Origin of the sequence: Pseudomonas sp. Q1-7, from assembly GCF_028010285.1 — a bacterium.
Classification (GTDB): domain Bacteria; phylum Pseudomonadota; class Gammaproteobacteria; order Pseudomonadales; family Pseudomonadaceae; genus Metapseudomonas.
The window spans coordinates 4,635,176-4,651,764 of record NZ_CP116304.1 but is presented as its reverse complement, the minus strand read 5'-3'; the positions used below and the strand labels follow the sequence as shown (position 1 = coordinate 4,651,764).

14 protein-coding genes are annotated in these 16,589 nt (G+C 67.7%); 11 read left to right on the top strand and 3 right to left on the bottom strand.

What is annotated here, in order from left to right; all coding sequences use genetic code 11:
• The first annotated feature begins 82 nt into the window (after positions 1 to 82).
• From PJW05_RS21570 to PJW05_RS21540, 7 genes are all read left to right on the top strand, one after another.
• A complete protein-coding gene (locus PJW05_RS21570) occupies positions 83 to 529 on the top strand; it encodes a nucleoside deaminase (RefSeq protein ID WP_271408990.1) in 447 nt (148 codons plus the stop codon).
• A gap of 271 nt (positions 530 to 800) precedes the next feature.
• A complete protein-coding gene (locus tag PJW05_RS21565) occupies positions 801 to 1,910 on the top strand; it encodes an AI-2E family transporter (protein ID WP_271408989.1) in 1,110 nt (369 codons plus the stop codon).
• 15 nt (positions 1,911 to 1,925) lie between these two features.
• Positions 1,926 to 3,458, top strand: a complete 1,533-nt coding sequence (locus PJW05_RS21560) for an efflux transporter outer membrane subunit (RefSeq protein ID WP_271408988.1) — start codon at positions 1,926 to 1,928, stop codon at positions 3,456 to 3,458.
• Positions 3,455 to 4,567 carry an HlyD family secretion protein gene (locus tag PJW05_RS21555; RefSeq protein ID WP_271408987.1) on the top strand — a complete coding sequence of 371 codons (1,113 nt, stop codon included), beginning with the start codon at positions 3,455 to 3,457 and terminating at the stop codon, positions 4,565 to 4,567. The genes PJW05_RS21560 and PJW05_RS21555 overlap by 4 nt, the downstream gene beginning before the upstream one ends.
• The gene (locus tag PJW05_RS21550; RefSeq protein ID WP_271408986.1) at positions 4,557 to 5,588 is read left to right on the top strand and encodes a DUF2955 domain-containing protein; all 1,032 of its coding nucleotides are present in this window, start codon (positions 4,557 to 4,559) and stop codon (positions 5,586 to 5,588) included. The genes PJW05_RS21555 and PJW05_RS21550 overlap by 11 nt, the downstream gene beginning before the upstream one ends.
• A 12-nt stretch (positions 5,589 to 5,600) precedes the next feature.
• The gene (locus PJW05_RS21545) at positions 5,601 to 6,050 is read left to right on the top strand and encodes a potassium channel family protein (protein ID WP_271408985.1); all 450 of its coding nucleotides are present in this window, start codon (positions 5,601 to 5,603) and stop codon (positions 6,048 to 6,050) included.
• 42 nt (positions 6,051 to 6,092) lie between these two features.
• Entirely contained in the window at positions 6,093 to 7,094 is a 1,002-nt protein-coding gene (locus tag PJW05_RS21540; RefSeq protein WP_271408984.1) for a cysteine synthase A, read from the top strand.
• A 29-nt stretch (positions 7,095 to 7,123) separates the two neighbouring features.
• On the opposite strand, the gene PJW05_RS21535 is transcribed toward PJW05_RS21540, so the two are convergent.
• Genes PJW05_RS21535 through PJW05_RS21525 form a run of 3 tightly spaced genes read right to left on the bottom strand, consistent with a single transcriptional unit; the run spans position 7,124 to position 9,502 of the window.
• Complete coding sequence (locus PJW05_RS21535) at positions 7,124 to 7,693, bottom strand: thioesterase family protein (RefSeq protein ID WP_271408983.1); 570 nt, start codon at positions 7,691 to 7,693, stop codon at positions 7,124 to 7,126.
• Positions 7,690 to 8,526 (bottom strand): helix-turn-helix domain-containing protein, encoded by an 837-nt coding sequence (locus tag PJW05_RS21530; protein WP_271408982.1) that lies wholly within the window; start codon positions 8,524 to 8,526, stop codon positions 7,690 to 7,692. Before PJW05_RS21530 ends, PJW05_RS21535 begins: the two co-directional genes overlap by 4 nt.
• A gap of 55 nt (positions 8,527 to 8,581) precedes the next feature.
• Positions 8,582 to 9,502: a LysR family transcriptional regulator gene (locus PJW05_RS21525; protein ID WP_271408981.1), complete on the bottom strand. Its 921-nt coding sequence runs from the start codon at positions 9,500 to 9,502 to the stop codon at positions 8,582 to 8,584.
• Positions 9,503 to 9,680: 178 nt separating this feature from the next.
• On the opposite strand from PJW05_RS21525, the gene PJW05_RS21520 reads away from it, so the two are divergent.
• The 4 genes from PJW05_RS21520 to PJW05_RS21505 all read left to right on the top strand — a co-directional run bounded on the left by PJW05_RS21520 (position 9,681) and on the right by PJW05_RS21505 (position 16,563).
• The gene (locus PJW05_RS21520) at positions 9,681 to 11,345 is read left to right on the top strand and encodes a GMC family oxidoreductase (RefSeq protein WP_271408980.1); all 1,665 of its coding nucleotides are present in this window, start codon (positions 9,681 to 9,683) and stop codon (positions 11,343 to 11,345) included.
• Between the two features lie 109 nt (positions 11,346 to 11,454).
• Positions 11,455 to 13,074 (top strand): MFS transporter, encoded by a 1,620-nt coding sequence (locus tag PJW05_RS21515; protein WP_271408979.1) that lies wholly within the window; start codon positions 11,455 to 11,457, stop codon positions 13,072 to 13,074.
• 307 nt (positions 13,075 to 13,381) lie between these two features.
• The gene (locus tag PJW05_RS21510; RefSeq protein ID WP_271408978.1) at positions 13,382 to 16,159 is read left to right on the top strand and encodes a type VI secretion system Vgr family protein; all 2,778 of its coding nucleotides are present in this window, start codon (positions 13,382 to 13,384) and stop codon (positions 16,157 to 16,159) included.
• Entirely contained in the window at positions 16,156 to 16,563 is a 408-nt protein-coding gene (locus tag PJW05_RS21505; protein ID WP_271408977.1) for a hypothetical protein, read from the top strand. Before PJW05_RS21510 ends, PJW05_RS21505 begins: the two co-directional genes overlap by 4 nt.
• Positions 16,564 to 16,589 lie beyond the last annotated feature (26 nt).

The window sequence follows — 16,589 nt, the reverse complement described above, 5'->3', positions numbered from 1 at the left end:
TCATTGAAATCGCGCCCCCCACGCGCGCCGCAGCGGCTAATCTGCCTGGCGACCCGTTCAACAAGGACAACGAGGAGTGACCATGGACCCCTTCATGCAAGCCGCAATCGACGAAGCCCGCCAGGGCCTGGCCGAGGGCGGGATTCCCATCGGTTCGGTGATCGTCCACAAGGGTCGCATCATCGGCCGTGGGCACAACCGCCGCATCCAGGAAGGCAGCGCCATCAAGCACGGCGAGATGGATGCCTTCGAGAACGCCGGCCGCCAGCCCGCCAGCGTCTACCGGGAGGCCGTGCTCTACACCACGCTGTCGCCCTGTTCCATGTGCAGTGGCGCGATCCTGCTCTACGGCATTCCCAAGGTGGTCATTGGCGAGAACCGCACCTTCCTCGGCGAGGAAGAACTGCTTCGCTCCCGTGGCGTGCAACTGGAGGTGCTGCAGGACGCCGCGTGCGTGAAGCTGATGGAGGACTTCATCCAGGCCCGGCCGGCGCTGTGGAACGAGGACATCGGCGAAACCGCCGACTGATGCCCCCTCACCGCCGCTCCACCGCCCTTGCGAGCGCGCGCCTCGCAAGGGTCCCTGCCAGATGTGGCGCAGCGTCTATGCTGGTTCCTGCGGTGTCGCTCGTGCGCAGCCGCCGCGATATGCCCGTTCCGATAGGGACGTCGTAGCCGGAATGCCGGCAAAAATGACAATCATTGAAGCGAAATGACTTGGATCAGTCCCCGTCCGGTTTGAGGATCTTGCGCCCCGTCCGACTGGTCTCGCCTGAGTGCCACAGCAGAAGGAGAACTCGATGCTGCCAAGTTCCGTTTCGGAAAGAATCCTGTCCCGCGGCCTGATGGATGTGCTCATTCGAGCCGGCCTGGTCGCGATTCTCGCTATCTCCTGCTACCAGGTCTTCCATCCGTTTCTCAACCTGATGCTCTGGGCGCTGATCCTGGGCGTCACCTTCTATCCGCTGCACTGCAGGCTCAGGGAGCGGCTGGGCCTGCGCGACGGCCATGTGGCCACGCTGATAGTGGTCGTATCCCTGGCGCTGCTGATGGTGCCGATCTACTTGCTGGCGTCGTCCATGGCCGAGTCGGTGCAGGCGGCCATCGAGCTGGTCAAGGAAGGCGACCTGCGCGTCCCGGCGCCCAACGAGTCGGTGGCCAGCTGGCCGCTGATCGGTCAGTCCCTGTACAGCTTCTGGCAGCAGGCCTCGAGCGACCTGACCAGCCTGATCAAGGAGCTGCTGCCGCACCTGCGTGGCTTTGGCCTGGGCATGCTCGGCAAGCTCGCCGGGGTGGGCGCGGGCTTCCTGCTGTTCATCGGTGCGCTGATCGTAGGGGGGATCTTCATGGCCTACGGCGAGAACGGCCATCGCAGCGCCATCCAGATCGCCGCGCGCATTTCCGGGCCGGACCGGGGGCCGCAGATCGCCCAGCTGTGCACGGCGACCATCCGCGCCGTGGCCCAGGGGGTGGTCGGCATCGCCTTCATCCAGATGCTGCTGGTCGGGCTCGGCTTCGTGCTGATGGGCATTCCCGGTGCCGGGCTGCTGGCGTTGCTGGTGCTGCTGCTGGGGATCATGCAGTTGCCGGTGCTGCTGATCACCATTCCAGTGATCATCTTCGTCTTCGCCACCGAAGGCGCGACCGCCGGCACCATCATTTTCGCCATCTACAGCTTCGTCGCCGGGATGTCCGACAACATCCTCAAGCCCCTGCTGCTGGGGCGGGGCGTCAACGTGCCGATGCCGGTGGTGCTGATCGGCGCCCTCGGCGGCATGGTCACCGGTGGCATCATCGGGTTGTTCATCGGGCCGGTGGTCCTGGCGGTGGGCTACATGCTGTTCTGGCACTGGGTGGCCGACCAGCCGCAGACGCTGGAAGACGCCGAGGAAGAAGGGCGGGCGACCTGACCAGGCGCGGGCGCCATGGCCCGTTCCAGCGCTCTGTGCCTGGCACTGCTGGGCACGCTGGGCCTTACCGGCTGCGTGCGCCTGGGCCCGGATTTCCAGTCGCCCCGCGAGCCCTGGGTCGAGCACTGGAACAGCCCGGCGCTGGTGCAGATGAGCCGCGACCAGCCGCAACCCGACTTCCTGCAGTGGTGGAATGTGTTCGAGGACCCGGCCCTCGATGCCCTGATCGCCGAGGCGGACGCCTACAACCCCGGCCTGGAGATCGCCGGCCTGCGGGTGATGGAAGCCCGCGCGCAATTGGGCATCGCCCTGAGCGGCCGCTACCCGCAGTTCCAGCAGGCCAGTGCCGAGAGCCTGTACCTGGACCGCCGCCAGTCCGGTGGCCGTAACCCCCAGGACGCCCACTTCTGGCAGTCCAGCGTGGGTTTCGACATTGCCTGGGAGCTGGACTTCTGGGGGCGCTTCAGCCGAGCCATCGAGTCGGCCGACGCTGCCTACTTCGCGGCCCAGGCCAACTACGAGGACGTGCTGGTGCTGCTGCGCGCCCAGGTGGCGGACACCTACTTCATCCTGCGTACCTTCGAGGCGCGGTTGCGCATCGCCCGGGAGAACGCCGCGCGGCAGAAGCGCAGCTTCGAGATCACCGAACGCCTGTTTCGCAGCGGCGACAGCGCCGAACTGGATTTCCAGCAGGCCAGAACCCAGTACCTGGGCACCCTGGCCGGCATCCCGGACCTGGAAGGGCAGGTGCTGCGCACCCGCAACGCCCTTGCCGTGCTGGTGGGCCGCCCGCCCGGCCCCCTGCCCGAATTGCGCGAGCGGGAAGGGCTCATCCCGCTTCCCGACCATGCGGTGCTGCAGGACGTCCCGGCCAACCTGCTGCTGCGCCGCCCGGATGTGCGTTCCGCCGAACTGGCGGTGGCCGCCCAGTCGGCGCTGATCGGCGTATCCGAGGCCGATCTGTATCCCTCGGTGACCCTGTTGGGCAGCCTTGCCTGGAGCGTGTCGACCCTTGATGGCGCGTCCAATACCCGCGACCTGGTGGCCGGCCCCAGCCTGGCCTGGAACCTGTTCGACCATGGTCGGATCAAGAACGACGTGCGGGTGCAGGACGCCCGCCTGCAGCAACTGATCGAGGCCTACCGCGACCGCGTGCGCCAGGCCGCGCGCGAGGCGGACGACGCCGCCACCGGGCTGGCCAAGGCGCTGGAAAGCGAACGCATCCGCCGCGAGAGCGCCGAGGCCGCGCTGCGTTCGCTGGACCTGGCCAACGCCCAGTACCGCGAAGGTTTCGCCGACTTCCAACGGGTGCTGGATGCCCAGCGCGAGTTGTTCCAGCAGCAGGAAAGCTACCTGCTCAGCCGCAGCGATGCGGTGAGCAACCTGATCGGCTTGTACAAGGCGCTCGGTGGGGGCTGGTATCGCGATGGGCCGATGATCGACGACAGCACCCGCGAGCAGATGCAGCGACGCACCGACTGGGCTGACCTGCTGGACGAGCCGCCGGCAACGCCGGACGCGGACCGCGAACAAGGTGGACGAGAATGAGCGAACAACCGCAGGCGCCGGCCGACGAACCGGCCAAGCCCGACGCCGCCGCGAAGGGCACCCGATGGGTGGCGCTGGTCATCCTCCTGAGCCTGGTCTGGTACCTCCTGGCCGACCGCTTCACCCCCTACACCCAGCAGGCGCGGGTGCAGGCCTTCGTGGTGCCGGTGGCCGCCGAGGTGGCGGGCCGGGTGGTCCGCGTGCAGGTGCGTAACAACCAGGATGTCGAGGCGGGCCAGTTGCTGTTCGAGGTGGACCCGAGCCAGTACCGGATCGCCGCCGAGCGGGCCCGCGCCGACCTGGAAACCATGCGGCGCCAGATCGGTGCCAGCACCGCCGGCATCGATTCGGCGCAGGCATCATTGCGCGCCGCCCAGGCCGGCGAATTGAAGGCCAGGCAGGACCGCGAGCGCCTCGAACGGCTGTACCGGGAAGACCCGGGCACCATCTCCGTCCGCCGCCTCGAAGGCGCGCGCGCGACCCTTGAGCAGGCCTCCAGCCAAGTGGCCGCGGCACGCGCCGAGGTCGAGCGGGCACGGGAGCAGCAGGGCGGCCGCGAGGAGGAAAACGCCCAGTTGCGCAGCGCCGCCACCGCATTGGAAAAGGCCGAGCTGGACCTGGCCAACACCCAGGTGCGGACGCGCTCGGCCGGGCTGATCACCGACCTGCGCACCGATGTCGGCCAGTTCGTCAGCGCCGGCGCCCCGGTGATGACCCTGATCGCCATTCACGATCTCTGGCTGAGCGCCGAGATGACCGAGAACAACCTGGGCCATGTCGAGGCCGGCACGCCGGTGGCGATCGTGCTCGATGCGCTGCCGGGCCGGGTGTTCGAAGGCCGCGTGCGCAGCGTTGGCTATGGCGTTGCCGCGAACCCGCCGCCGCCGCCCGGCAGCTTGCCGACGGTGGAGAACAGCCGCGACTGGCTGCGCCCGGCCCAACGCTTCCCGGTGATCGTCGAATTCGCCCCCGGCGAGCTGGAGGATTTCAAGGGCCTGCGCGTCGGCGGCCAGGCGGAGGTCATGGCCTTTCCCACCGAGGGCAATCCGCTCAACCCCTTGGGCTGGCTGTTCATCCGCCTGATGAGCTGGTTGTCCTATGCCTACTGAAACGGACCCGCGTGGCCGACGGGCACTGCGCCTGGCCAGCGGCGTCGCTCTGAGCGTGGCGATCGGTTTCGGTCTGGCCCTGCCGATTCCTTTTCTGTCGCCGATCTTCGTCGTGCTCCTGCTGGCCACCAGCAACCGACCGCTGCCGCTGAAGGCCGCCCCGGCGCTGGCGCTGGTGGTCATGCTCACCACCGGCATCGGCCTGTTGATGATCCCGCTGTTGCGCCACGCGCCGCCCAGCGGCGTCCTGCTGGTGGGGGTGTGCCTGTTCCTCTGCTTCCGCTACGGCCTGCGGGGCGGAAATCCGCTGGTGGCGCAGTTCCTGGTGGTCGGCCTGACGATGATCTCGGCGACCGGCACCTTCGATTTCGGCCTGGCGGTCATGGTCATCGAGGCACTGGGCAAGGGCATCGTGCTCGCCGTCCTGGTGGTGCTGGTCAGCCATGCGCTGTTCCCGGAACCGGCCACTGCCAAGGGCGCGGCCGGCCGCCCTGCGCTGGACGCCAGCGCGTCGGCCTGGATTGCCCTGCGCGCCGCACTGGTGGTTCTGCCGGCGTTCCTGCTGGCGCTGGTCGACCCGTCCAGCTACATGCCGCTGATCATGAAGGCGGTCAGCCTCGGCCAGCAGGTCTGCGGCGCTTCGGCGCGCACCGCCGGCCGCGAGCTGCTGGGTTCGACCTTGCTCGGCGGCCTGTTGGCGATGCTGTTCTGGAGCGCCCTCAGCCTGTTCCCGCACCTGTGGATGTTCTTCCTCTGGATGTTGCTGTTCGGCCTGCTGCTGGCGCGCCGTCTCTATGCCCTGGCGGCAACGCGGATGACGCCGGCCTTCTGGGTGAACACCCTGGTGACGCTGATCATCCTGCTTGGCCAGTCGGTGCAGGACAGCGAGGCTGGCAAGGATGTCTACACCGCCTTCGCGGTGCGCATGGCGCTGTTCATCGCGGTCACCCTGTACGCCTGCGCGGCGGTCTTCCTGATCGACCGCCGGCGCTTCAACCGAAAACGTCGCCAAGCCCTTTGAGAGGTCGGGTCCATGCTGCTCAATCTGCTGGTCGGAATTCCGCTGATGGTGCTCTGCCTGGTTATCCAGGCGCTGTTCGTGGCCTTTGGCCTGAAGCCGTACATCCGTTACGTGAGGGCCGGACGGGTGCCCGCATCGCCCTCGCGCATTACCTGGCTGCTGTCGCTGGTGATGCTGGCGATGCTGTTGGGCAATTTCGTCCAGATGGCGATCTGGGGCCTGCTGTTCGTGGCGCTGGGCGAGTTCGACGCCTTTGCCACGGCGCTTTACCACTCGGGGGTGAACTTCGCGACGCTGGGCTATGGCGACATCGTCATGACCGAGCAATGGCGGCTGCTGGGCCCCCTGGAAGCGGCCAACGGCATCCTGATGTTCGGGGTGTCCACAGCGGTGATGACCGCGGCCGTTTCGGACATCGTCAGGCATCAGGTCGGCAGGGGCCCGACGAACCCGCGCGACTAGACTGAAAGTGTTCGTCCCCATGCGACGTCCGGGAGGTGCGGCATGGTGATTCGCGACGGTTTCATCGGCAGCATCGGCCACACGCCGATGCTGCGTCTTCGCCGGCTCAGCGACGAGACCGGCTGCGAGATCCTGGCCAAGGCGGAATTCCTCAACCCTGGCGGTTCGGTGAAGGACCGCGCCGCCCGCTTCATCCTCGAAGACGCCGAGCGCCGGGGCCACCTGCGGCCTGGTGGCACGGTGGTGGAGGGCACCGCCGGCAACACCGGCATCGGCCTGGCGCACCTCTGCGCGGCGCGGGGCTACCAGTGCATCATCGTGATTCCCGACAACCAGTCCCAGGAAAAGCTCGACCTGCTGCGCACCCTCGGCGCCGAGGTGCGGCCGGTGCCGCCCAAGCCCTACAAGGACCCGGACAACTACCAGAAGATCGCCGGCCGCCTGGCGGACTCGCTGCCCGGCGCGATCTGGGCGAACCAGTTCGACAACACCGCCAACCGCCAGGCCCACTTCGAGACCACCGGCCCGGAAATCTGGGCCGACACCGGCGGCCGGCTGGACGCCTTCGTCTGCGCCACCGGCACCGGCGGTACCCTGGCTGGCGTCGCGCGCTACCTCAAAGTGTGCGATGGGCGCATCCGCACCGTGCTCGCCGACCCCATGGGCAGCGCGCTGTACAACTGGGTGAAGCGCGGCGAACTGGTCGCCGAGGGCAGCTCCATCACCGAAGGCATCGGCACCACGCGGGTCACCGCCAACCTCGAAGGCACGCCGCTGGACGACGCCGTGCAGGTGGACGACCCGGCCTGCGTGGCCATGGTCTATCGCCTGCTGCGGGAGGAGGGCCTGTTCGTCGGCGGCTCGTCGGGGATCAACGTGGCGGCGGCGGTGCAGGTGGCCCTGCAGATGGGGCCGGGCCACCGGGTAGTGACGCTGCTCTGTGACCGCGGCGGGCTGTATGCGGGGCGGTTGTTCAACGCCGCGTGGCTGGCGGAGAAGGGGCTGGCCACGGCGGCCGGGCTAGCGGATTCGGAGCGACGCTGAGGCGCCGCCCGTACCGTTCCCCCTCACCCTCAGGGAGAGGGCGAGAGGGTTGCGTCGTCCAACCGCTCCTCCTCCCGCAATGCCTGGCTCATGGCCTCGCAGCTGGCATTCCATTCCACCAGCCACTCGGGCAGTGGCGGCGACACCGGGTCCACGCCCAGGGCCTCGGCGAATACGCTGGGCGCCAGCGGGCCGTCGGGGGCCTTGAACAGACCGCGGATCACCACCACACCGAGCACCCGGCCGTGGCGTACGAAGCGGTGTTCGAGGAAGGTCCATTTTTCGTCCCAGCCGAGCAGGCGGCTGCGCACTTCGAAGCGCTGGAAGGGCTTGAGGTCGCGGCGGAACTTGGCGCAGGCGTCGCCCACTATGGGCAGCGCGCGGCGTTGCCAGGCCACGCGGGCGGCGCCGCAGCGCAGGGTGAAGTCCATGCGCGCGACGTCGGCCAGGGTCAGGTAGCGGCCGTTGTTCACATGGCCGTTGAAGTCCAGGTCGTTGGGCAGCACGGTCATCTTCAGCACGCTGCTGCCGAGCGGCGCCACGCGCGGGCGGCGGAAGTGAGTCAGCAGCATCCAGATCAGGCGGAACCAGAGATTCATTGCGGTGCTCCGAGGGTGGGCAGTATGTGGGTCATGAAGTGTTCGGTGGCGTCGTCGGCCGGGAAGTAGGACTCCAGGCGCAGCTGCTCCAGGCCTGCATCCAGCGGTGCGCCAAGGGTGGTGAGGGTGGTGAAGAAGCGCAGCTCCAGTTCGCCCTTGCGGAAGTGGGTCATCAGCACCGGCGAATCCAGCTGGCTGGCACCCAGGGTCGGCAGCACCTCGGGCACGCCGGGGAAGCGGGCCAGTTCGGCGAACAGTTGGTCGGTCTGTTCATCGCCGCCGATGCGCAGGGCGTCCAGCTTGAGGCGCTGGATGAGGAAGGCGGCGATGGACTGCCAGTTCTGCACAAAGGGACGCACCCCCTGGGGGTGCATCAGCAGCTTGATCAGGTTGGGGTGGCCGGCGGCATCGAGGGTTTCCGGCGGGGGTGCGGCGTCCATCAGGAAGCCGGAGAAGCGCGTGCCGGCCTGGTTGGTCCGCAACTGATTCCAGCGGCTGTCGATCAGTGCGGCGGGGTAGGGCTCCTGTTTGGCCAGTAGCAGCTCGATGGCCTGGCGGACGAAGCGTGAGTCCGGGTGGTCCAGCGCCGCCTCGCGGAACAGCGGGGCGAAGCCGGCGGCGTTCAACAGGGCGTTGCGCTCGTGCAGCGGCACGTCGAGGCCGGCGGCCAGTTGCAGGACCATCTGCCGGCTTGGCTGCGAGCGGCCGCTTTCGAGGAAGCTGATATGCCGCTGGGACGCGCCGCAGCTTTCGGCGAAGGCCAACTGACTGAGGCCACGGCGCTGGCGCCAGGACTTCAGCAGGAAGCCGAAGGTGTCGGTGGTGCTGTGCATGGGGATGATCCTGGGAAGACTGGCGCTTTGTAGCGGACGGCAGGGGGCGCGGCAATTACATGGGAGGTAATAGGTGCCTGGTATCACCCGGCGCACCGAGCAGCAGCGCGCGCTCCCGAGCACAGAGTGCCAGCAGGAAATCCCAGACCACCCGCAGGCGCACCGAACGGTGCAGCTCGCGGCGGGCGCTCATCCAGTACTCGCGCTCGATGTACTCCGCCGGCAGCACCGGCACCAGCAGCGGATCGCGGCTGCCCATGAAGTGCGGCAGGATGGCGAGGCCAATGCCGGCCTGGGCCGCCTGCTGCTGGGCGACCACGCTGGTGCTGCGGAACACCACCTGGGGGTGGCGGCAGAAGCTCTGGTGGAACATCAGCTCCTGGCTGAACAGCAGGTCGTCGACGTAGCCGATCCACTGGTGCTTGCCGAGGTCGTCGCGGTCGCGCAGCGGCGGTGCCTGTTCCAGGTAGGCCGGACTGGCGAACAGGCTGAGGCGGTAGCGGGTCAGGGAACGGGTGATCACAAGGTCGGCGCCGGGGCGGTCGAGGGAGATGGCGATGTCCGCTTCGCGGTTGGTGATGCTGACGAAGCGCGGCACCGACACCAGCTCCACTTCCAGCCCCGGATACTGGCGCATCAGCTCGGCCAGGCGCGGGGCGAGAAAGACGCTGCCCAGGCCTTCGGTGACGCCAATGCGGATCTGTCCCAGCGGCGAGATGGCCTGGCTCATGTCTTCCTGGGCCAGCAGGGCGGCGTTCTCCATGGCCTCGGCGTGCCGCAGCAGGCGTTGCCCCGCCGGGGTCAGCTGGTAGCCGCCGGTGTGCTGGGCGAACAGTTGGGTGCCAAGGTCGCGCTCGATGTTCTCGATGTGCCGGGCCACGGTGGCATGGGTGGTTCCCAGGCGCCTGGCGGCGGTCAGCAGGCGTCCGCTGCGGTGCAATTCGAGAAAGAAACGCAGGTCATTCCAGTCGAACATCGGTGGCGCCTCGTGGTCCTTGCGAGGGGAGGGCGTTGTTAGAAAACGAACAATAGCTGCCCCGAAACGTTTGTTTTTTTATCGCGAATGAGCGACTAGCCTCAAGCCTTCCAAGACCTGCCGGTCACGCAGCCGCAGGCTCAAGGCCCATCACAATAACGACAAGACGAGGCTCGCCATGCCCCAGGCCATGGATACCTGCGATTACCTCATCGTCGGCGCCGGTCCCGCCGGCTGCCTGCTGGCCAACCGCTTGTCCGCCGATCCGGCCAACCGCGTCCTGCTCCTGGAGGCCGGCGGCACGGACAACTATCCCTGGATCCACATCCCCGTCGGCTACCTCTACTGCATCGGCAATCCGCGTACCGACTGGTGCTTCGACACCGACGCGGTGCCCGGTCTCGGCGGCCGCGCCCTGAAGTACCCGCGTGGCAAGGTGCTCGGCGGCTGCTCCTCCATCAACGGCATGATTTACATGCGTGGCCAGGCCCGCGACTACGACCGGTGGCAGGCCGAAGGCAACCCGGGTTGGGGCTGGAGCGACCTGCTGCCGCTGTTCCGTGGCATGGAGGACCACTTCGCCGGCGCCAGTGCGCTGCATGGCGCCGGCGGCGAGTGGCGGGTGGAGCGCCAGCGCCTGTCGTGGACCTTGCTGGATGCCTTTCGCGAGGCGGCCGCGCAGACCGGCATTGCCCGTGTCGACGACTTCAATGGCGGGGACAACGAAGGTTGCGGCTACTTCCAGGTGAACCAGCGCGGCGGGGTGCGCTGGAACGCTTCGAAAGGCTTCCTGCACGACATCCGCTGGCGCCCCAACCTGACCGTGCTGACCGGTGCCGAGGCGCAGCGGGTGCTGCTCGAAGAGGGACGGGCCAAGGCCCTGCTGGTGCGCTGGCGGGGGACTGAGCGGCGTGTCGAGGCGCGCCGCGAAATCATCCTCTGCGCCGGCGCTATCGGCTCGCCCAGCCTGCTGCAGCGCTCCGGCATCGGTCCGCGCGCGCTGCTGGAACGCCTGGGCATCGGCGTCGTCCACGCGCTGCCCGGCGTCGGCGGCAACCTCCAGGACCACCTGCAACTGCGCCTGGTCTACAAGGTCAGCGGCGTGCCGACCCTCAACCAGATCGCCGGCAGCCCGTGGGGCAAGCTGGGCATGGGACTGCGCTACCTGTTCGACCGCAGCGGGCCGCTGTCCATGGCGCCGAGCCAGTTGGGCGCCTTCGCCCGCTCCGACCCGCAGCAGCCTTCGGCCAACCTCGAATACCACGTGCAGCCGCTGTCGCTGGACCGTTTTGGCGAGCCCCTGCACGACTTCCCGGCCTTCACCGCTTCGGTCTGCGACCTGCGTCCGCACAGCCGGGGCACGGTGCAGATCCGCTCCACCGACCCGTCCCAAGCGCCGTCGATCCAGCCCAATTACCTGAGCGACCCGCGCGACCTCGCGGTGGCGGCCGACGCCATCCGCCTGACCCGCCGCATCGTCGCCGCGCCGGCCCTGGCGCCCTACCGACCGGAGGAATACCGGCCCGGCCCGGATTACCGCAGCGAGGAGGACCTGCACCGCGCCGCCGCCGAGATCGGCACCACCATCTTCCACCCGGCGGGCACCTGCCGCATGGGCCAGGGCCGCGACGCGGTGGTGGACGCGCAACTGCGCGTGCACGGCATCCCCGGCCTGCGCGTCGCCGACGCCTCGATCATGCCCAGCCTGACTTCCGGCAATACCTGCTCGCCGGTGCTGGTGATCGCCGAGAAGGCGGCGCGGATGATCCTCGCCGAGCGCCAGCGCGAATCCCTGGCGGACACCGCCGTGGCGGGCCGGGAGGTGGACCCCATCGAGGCCTGATCGGCCCCTGATACCCAGCATCGCGCGGCGCCTGCGCCGCGGTGGTCGAGGCTGACAACGGAAGTACCGGATAACAACAAAAGCCCTCACGAGGGGCAGGAGAGCCGCAATGACCGAGTACGTAACGACCGCTTCCCAGGACCTCCCTGCGACCAGCGCACGGGAGGAGCGCAAGGTGATCTTCGCTTCGTCCCTCGGCACTGTGTTCGAGTGGTACGACTTCTTCCTCTATGGCGCCCTCGCCGCCGTGATCAGCAAGCAGTTCTTCGCCGGGGTCAACGACACCACGGCCTTCATCTTCGCCCTGATGGCCTTCGCCGCCGGCTTCCTGGTGCGCCCCTTCGGCGCCCTGCTGTTCGGCCGTCTGGGCGACATGATCGGGCGCAAGTACACCTTCCTCGCCACCATCCTGCTGATGGGCCTGTCCACCTTCGCCGTGGGCCTATTGCCCACCTACGCCTCCATCGGCGTGGCGGCGCCGATCATCCTGGTGAGCCTGCGCATGCTCCAGGGCCTGGCCCTGGGCGGTGAGTACGGCGGCGCGGCGATCTACGTCGCCGAACATGCGCCGGCGAACAAGCGCGGCAGCTACACCAGCTGGATCCAGTCCACCGCCACCCTCGGTCTGCTGCTCTCGCTGGTGGTGATCCTGGCCTGTCGGGAACTGACCGGCGACCAGTTCGAGACCTGGGGCTGGCGCCTGCCCTTCCTGCTGTCCATCGTGCTGCTGGGCATTTCCACCTGGATTCGCCTGTCTATGCACGAGTCGCCGGCCTTCCTGAAGATGAAGGCCGAGGGCAAGTGCAGCAAGGCGCCGTTGCGCGAGTCCTTCACCCAGTGGAGCAACCTGAAGGTGGTGCTGACCGCCCTGTTCAGCATCAACGCCGGGCAGGCCGTGACCTTCTACACCGCGCAGTTCTACGTGCTGTTCTTTCTCACCCAGGTACTCAAGGTGGACGGCGGCACGGCCAATAGCCTGCTGATCGTCGCCCTGGTGCTGGGGGCGCCCTTCTTCATCGTCGCCGGCCGGCTGTCCGACCGTATCGGCCGCAAGCCGGTGCTGCTGGCGGGCCTGTTGCTGGCGACCCTGTGCTACTTCCCGTTGTTCAAGGCGCTGACCTACTACGCCAACCCGGCCATTGACCAGGCCAGCCGACAGGCACCCATCAGCGTGATCGCCGATCCAGTCACCTGCACCTTCCAGTTCGATCCGGTGGGCAAGGCGAAATTCGACAGCCCCTGCGACAGGGCCAAGACCCTCCTGGTGAAAGGTGGTTTGCCCTATGCCAGTGTGGATGCGCCGGCCGGCAGCGAGCTGGTCGTGAAGGTCGGCGACACCGAAATCCGCGGCTTCGACGCCGAGGCCCTGGGCACGGCGGTGAAGGCGGCGGGATATCCCCAGCAGGCCGACAGCGGGCAGATCGACAAACCGATGGTGATCGCCATCCTCTTCGTCCTGATCCTGATTTCCACCCTCTGCTACGGCCCGCTGGCGGCGCTGATGGTGGAACTCTTCCCGACCCGCATCCGCTACACCTCGCTGTCCCTGCCATACCACATCGGCAACGGCTGGTTCGGCGGCTTCCTGCCCACGGTGTCCTTCGCCCTGGTGGTGTACACCGGCGATATCTTCTACGGCCTCTGGTACCCGGTGCTGATCACCGGTGGCAGCCTGCTGTGCGCGCTGTTCTTCCTGCGCGAAACACGGCATGTGGATATCCATAGGTAGCCGGCAGCAGGGTGAAACGCTGACGTGTGGTTCACCCTGCGCACCGCGTTATTGTGGGGGCGAATTTATTCGCGAACCGGTCCGCAGGGCCGTCCTCCGGACTGACGGGAGATGCTGCGCATCCCTTGGCGAACGAGTTCTCCCCCGCCTGATTCCGGCGTCTGTCGGAAATGCCCTTCCAGCACCTACCTCTCTCCCTGCACGAAGAAGCTCCTTTTCAAGCGTTCCTTCTGAATCTGACCGATAGCCGCCCCCTGAGTCGGGTCGGCATTCTCCTGGGCCCATGCCGCGCCAGGAGGCCCTACGCATGCTCGCCGAACTCCGCCCCTTCTTCGACCACAGCCGCCACCGGCTCCGGGTCTACGACCTCGACGCCCCGCTCGACGTCCTCGCCTTCGAGGGCAAGGAGGCGCTCAGCCAGCCCTTCCGCTACACCGTGGAATTCACCTCCAGTGAGCGCGACCTCCCCGCCGCGCGCCTGCTCGGCCGGGCGGCCAGCTTCAGCCTGTTGCCGCCGCCCACGCCGCTGCCCTTCGCCGGCCTGAGCCTGCCGCCGGTCAAGCCACTGCGCACCCTGCACGGGGTGATCACGGGCTTTCGCCGCCTTTCCGGTTCCAACGACGAAGCCCGCTACGAAGTCATCCTGCGGCCGCGCCTGGCGCTGCTCGAACAGGGCCGGCAATACCGCCTCTACCAGCACCAGTCGGTGCCGGAGATCGTCGAAAGCATCCTGCGCAGCCGGCATGCCCTCCAGGGGCAGGACTTCGTCTTCGACCTCAAGCGCGAGTACCCCAGGCGCGACCAGGTGATGCAGTACGGCGAAAGCGACCTCGGGTTCATCGACCGCCTGCTGGCCGAGGTCGGCATCTGGTACCGCTTCACCACCGACGAGCGCCTGAGCATCGACGTCGTCGAGTTCCACGACGACCAGCGCAACTACCAGTTCGACGTGCGCCTGCCGTACCGCCCGCCCTCCGGCACCAGCAGCGGGCAGGACGCCGTGTGGCAGCTGCAATCCAGCCACCGCGTGGTGGAGCGGCAGCTGCACTTTCGCGCCTATGACCCGCGCGATGTCGACGCCTACCTGGAAGGCGAGGTCGACCAGACCCGCGGCGACACGACCACCTACGGCGAGGCCTACCACTACGCCGAGCCCTACACCGCGCTGGGCGACGCCCTGGACCAGGACGAAGACCTGCAGAGCGAGAGCGGCTACTTCTATGCGCGCCTGCGCCACGAACGCTACCTCAACGCCCAGACCCACCTCACCGGTGTCACCAGCAGCGCCGCCCTGGCGCCCGGCCAGGTGCTGCGGATCGACGGCGGCGCGCCGGCGGCCTTCGCCGACGGCGCCGTCATCACCCAACTGACCACCACCGCCGCCCGCGACCGCAGCTTCGAAGCCAGCTTCGACGCCATCCCCTACGCCGACCACATCTGCTTCCGCCCGGAGCTGAAAGACAAGCCGGTGATCGCCGGCACCCTTCCGGCGCGCGTCACCAGCCCGCAGCCCGGAGACCGCTACGGCCACATCGACCTGGAAGGCCGCTACAAGGTCAACTTCCTCTTCGACCGCGACAGCTGGCCCGCCGGCGGGGAAAGCCTGTGGCTGCGCCTGGCGCGGCCCTACGCCGGCGACACCCACGGCCTGCACCTGCCGCTGATCCAGGGCACCGAAGTGGCGGTGGCCTTCGAGCAGGGCGACCCGGACCGGCCCTACATCGCCTTCGCCCTGCACGACAGCCGCCACCCCGACCTCGTCACCCTGAAGAACTACAAGCGCAACGTCCTGCGCACCCCGGCCAACAACAAGTTGCGGATGGACGACACCCGCGGCCGGGAACACATCAAGCTCAGCACCGAACACAGCGGCAAGAGCCAGCTCAACCTCGGCCACCTGGTGGACGGCCAGCGGCCCCACCCCAACCGCCGCGGCGAAGGCTTCGAACTGCGCACCGATGGCTGGGGCGCCATCCGGGCCGGCAAGGGGCTGTTCATCAGCGCCGAGGAGCAACCGCGTGCGCAAGGCCAGGTCCTGGCCATGCAGGAGGCTATCGCGCACCTGCAGCAGGCCGGCGAGGAGATGCAGCAGCTCTCCACCGATGCCCAGCGCGCCCAGGCCGATCCAGCGGATGTGCAGGCGCAACTCGCCTTCATGCGCGAACAGGTCGACGAGCTCAAGGCGGCCGTCGCGCTGCTCAGCGCGCCACAGGGCATCGCCCTTGCCAGCGGCAAGCACCTGCAACTGGCCGCCGGACGCAACCTCATCGCCAACGCCGGCCACGACGCCGCCGTGAGCGTGGTCAAGCGCCTGTTCATCGGTGTGGGCGAAGGCTTGAGCCTGTTCGTACGCAAGCTGGGGATGAAACTCATCGCCAACCAGGGCGCGGTACGGATCCAGGCGCAGAACGACCGCCTGGAACTGCTCGCCCGCCACGGCCTGGACATCGTCAGCAGCGAAGACGAAATCCACATCACTGCCAAGAAGAAAATCATCCTCAACGCCGGCGGCAGCTACATCAGCCTCGACGCGAGCAGCATCGAATCCGGCACCCAGGGCGACTACCTGGTCAAGTCAGCTGACTTCGACTACCAGAAGCCGGCGAGCATGCAGGCCACCCATCCCGAGTATCCGAAACTGGAATCCGCGCAGCGGCTGCACCTGCACGTGCCCCAGGCCCCCAACACCCCGCTGGGAACCTGGGCGGGCATGCCCTACACGCTGTACGCCGATGGCGCACCGCTCCAGCAGGGCGTGATGGACCAGACCGGGAGCCTGGCCTTCGACCACCAGGTGGTCACCCAGGGGTACCGCATCGTGCTGGCCAACGGCCTGAGCTATGAGCTTCCGGTGCCCGGCGAATACCGCAATCCTGAACAGGGAGAGCTGGCCAATCGCGGCCTGCAGAACCACCCCGCCCAGATCAATACCGGAGCGGGGCACACCGAACACCGCAATCTCTACGCAGCACTCTTGAATGCCCCTGTGCAAGGCGGGCAGGTGGACGGCGAGAGTGCGAATCAGGATGGGGTGGGCAACGCTACCGCCAATTCGGTTTATGAAACCAAGGAAGCGCCGGTATGACCCTCTCCAGCACCACGACACTCCGTCTATGGGGCGTGCTGGACCTGCTCCAGCTTGCTTGGTACAGCGTGCGAAGTGTGCAGTCACAGCGGACCCCCTACCTGACCGACCTGCTCGCCATCCTCGGCCAAAGCGAACAGGTCGGGGGCATGCTCGCGAGTGTTGGTCTGCTTGCCTGGTGCTTACAGCTCTCGATTGCAATCACCGCTGTGGGCTTCCTCCTGGGGTATCGCCCCACGCGACTCCTGGGGTTTGCGCAAATTCCGCTGCGCTTGTTCTTCATTTCCCCCTCCATATCTCCGCTCCTGCTTTTGGCTGGTCAACTGCCGGGCCTGTTGTTCCTGGCACTGGTCATCAGCTCGGAAGCACTCAAGGGCTGGAGTCTGTGGCGGAGAACACTATGACCACCGCGCAGCAGCATCCCTCCCAG

Coding starts and splice junctions, on each gene's coding strand:
- PJW05_RS21570 (WP_271408990.1), top strand. CDS start 83: ATGGACCCCTTCATGCAAGCCGCAATCGACGAAGCCCGCCAGGGCCTG.
- PJW05_RS21565 (WP_271408989.1), top strand. CDS start 801: ATGCTGCCAAGTTCCGTTTCGGAAAGAATCCTGTCCCGCGGCCTGATG.
- PJW05_RS21560 (WP_271408988.1), top strand. CDS start 1,926: ATGGCCCGTTCCAGCGCTCTGTGCCTGGCACTGCTGGGCACGCTGGGC.
- PJW05_RS21555 (WP_271408987.1), top strand. CDS start 3,455: ATGAGCGAACAACCGCAGGCGCCGGCCGACGAACCGGCCAAGCCCGAC.
- PJW05_RS21550 (WP_271408986.1), top strand. CDS start 4,557: ATGCCTACTGAAACGGACCCGCGTGGCCGACGGGCACTGCGCCTGGCC.
- PJW05_RS21545 (WP_271408985.1), top strand. CDS start 5,601: ATGCTGCTCAATCTGCTGGTCGGAATTCCGCTGATGGTGCTCTGCCTG.
- PJW05_RS21540 (WP_271408984.1), top strand. CDS start 6,093: ATGGTGATTCGCGACGGTTTCATCGGCAGCATCGGCCACACGCCGATG.
- PJW05_RS21535 (WP_271408983.1), bottom strand. CDS start 7,693: ATGAATCTCTGGTTCCGCCTGATCTGGATGCTGCTGACTCACTTCCGC.
- PJW05_RS21530 (WP_271408982.1), bottom strand. CDS start 8,526: ATGCACAGCACCACCGACACCTTCGGCTTCCTGCTGAAGTCCTGGCGC.
- PJW05_RS21525 (WP_271408981.1), bottom strand. CDS start 9,502: ATGTTCGACTGGAATGACCTGCGTTTCTTTCTCGAATTGCACCGCAGC.
- PJW05_RS21520 (WP_271408980.1), top strand. CDS start 9,681: ATGCCCCAGGCCATGGATACCTGCGATTACCTCATCGTCGGCGCCGGT.
- PJW05_RS21515 (WP_271408979.1), top strand. CDS start 11,455: ATGACCGAGTACGTAACGACCGCTTCCCAGGACCTCCCTGCGACCAGC.
- PJW05_RS21510 (WP_271408978.1), top strand. CDS start 13,382: ATGCTCGCCGAACTCCGCCCCTTCTTCGACCACAGCCGCCACCGGCTC.
- PJW05_RS21505 (WP_271408977.1), top strand. CDS start 16,156: ATGACCCTCTCCAGCACCACGACACTCCGTCTATGGGGCGTGCTGGAC.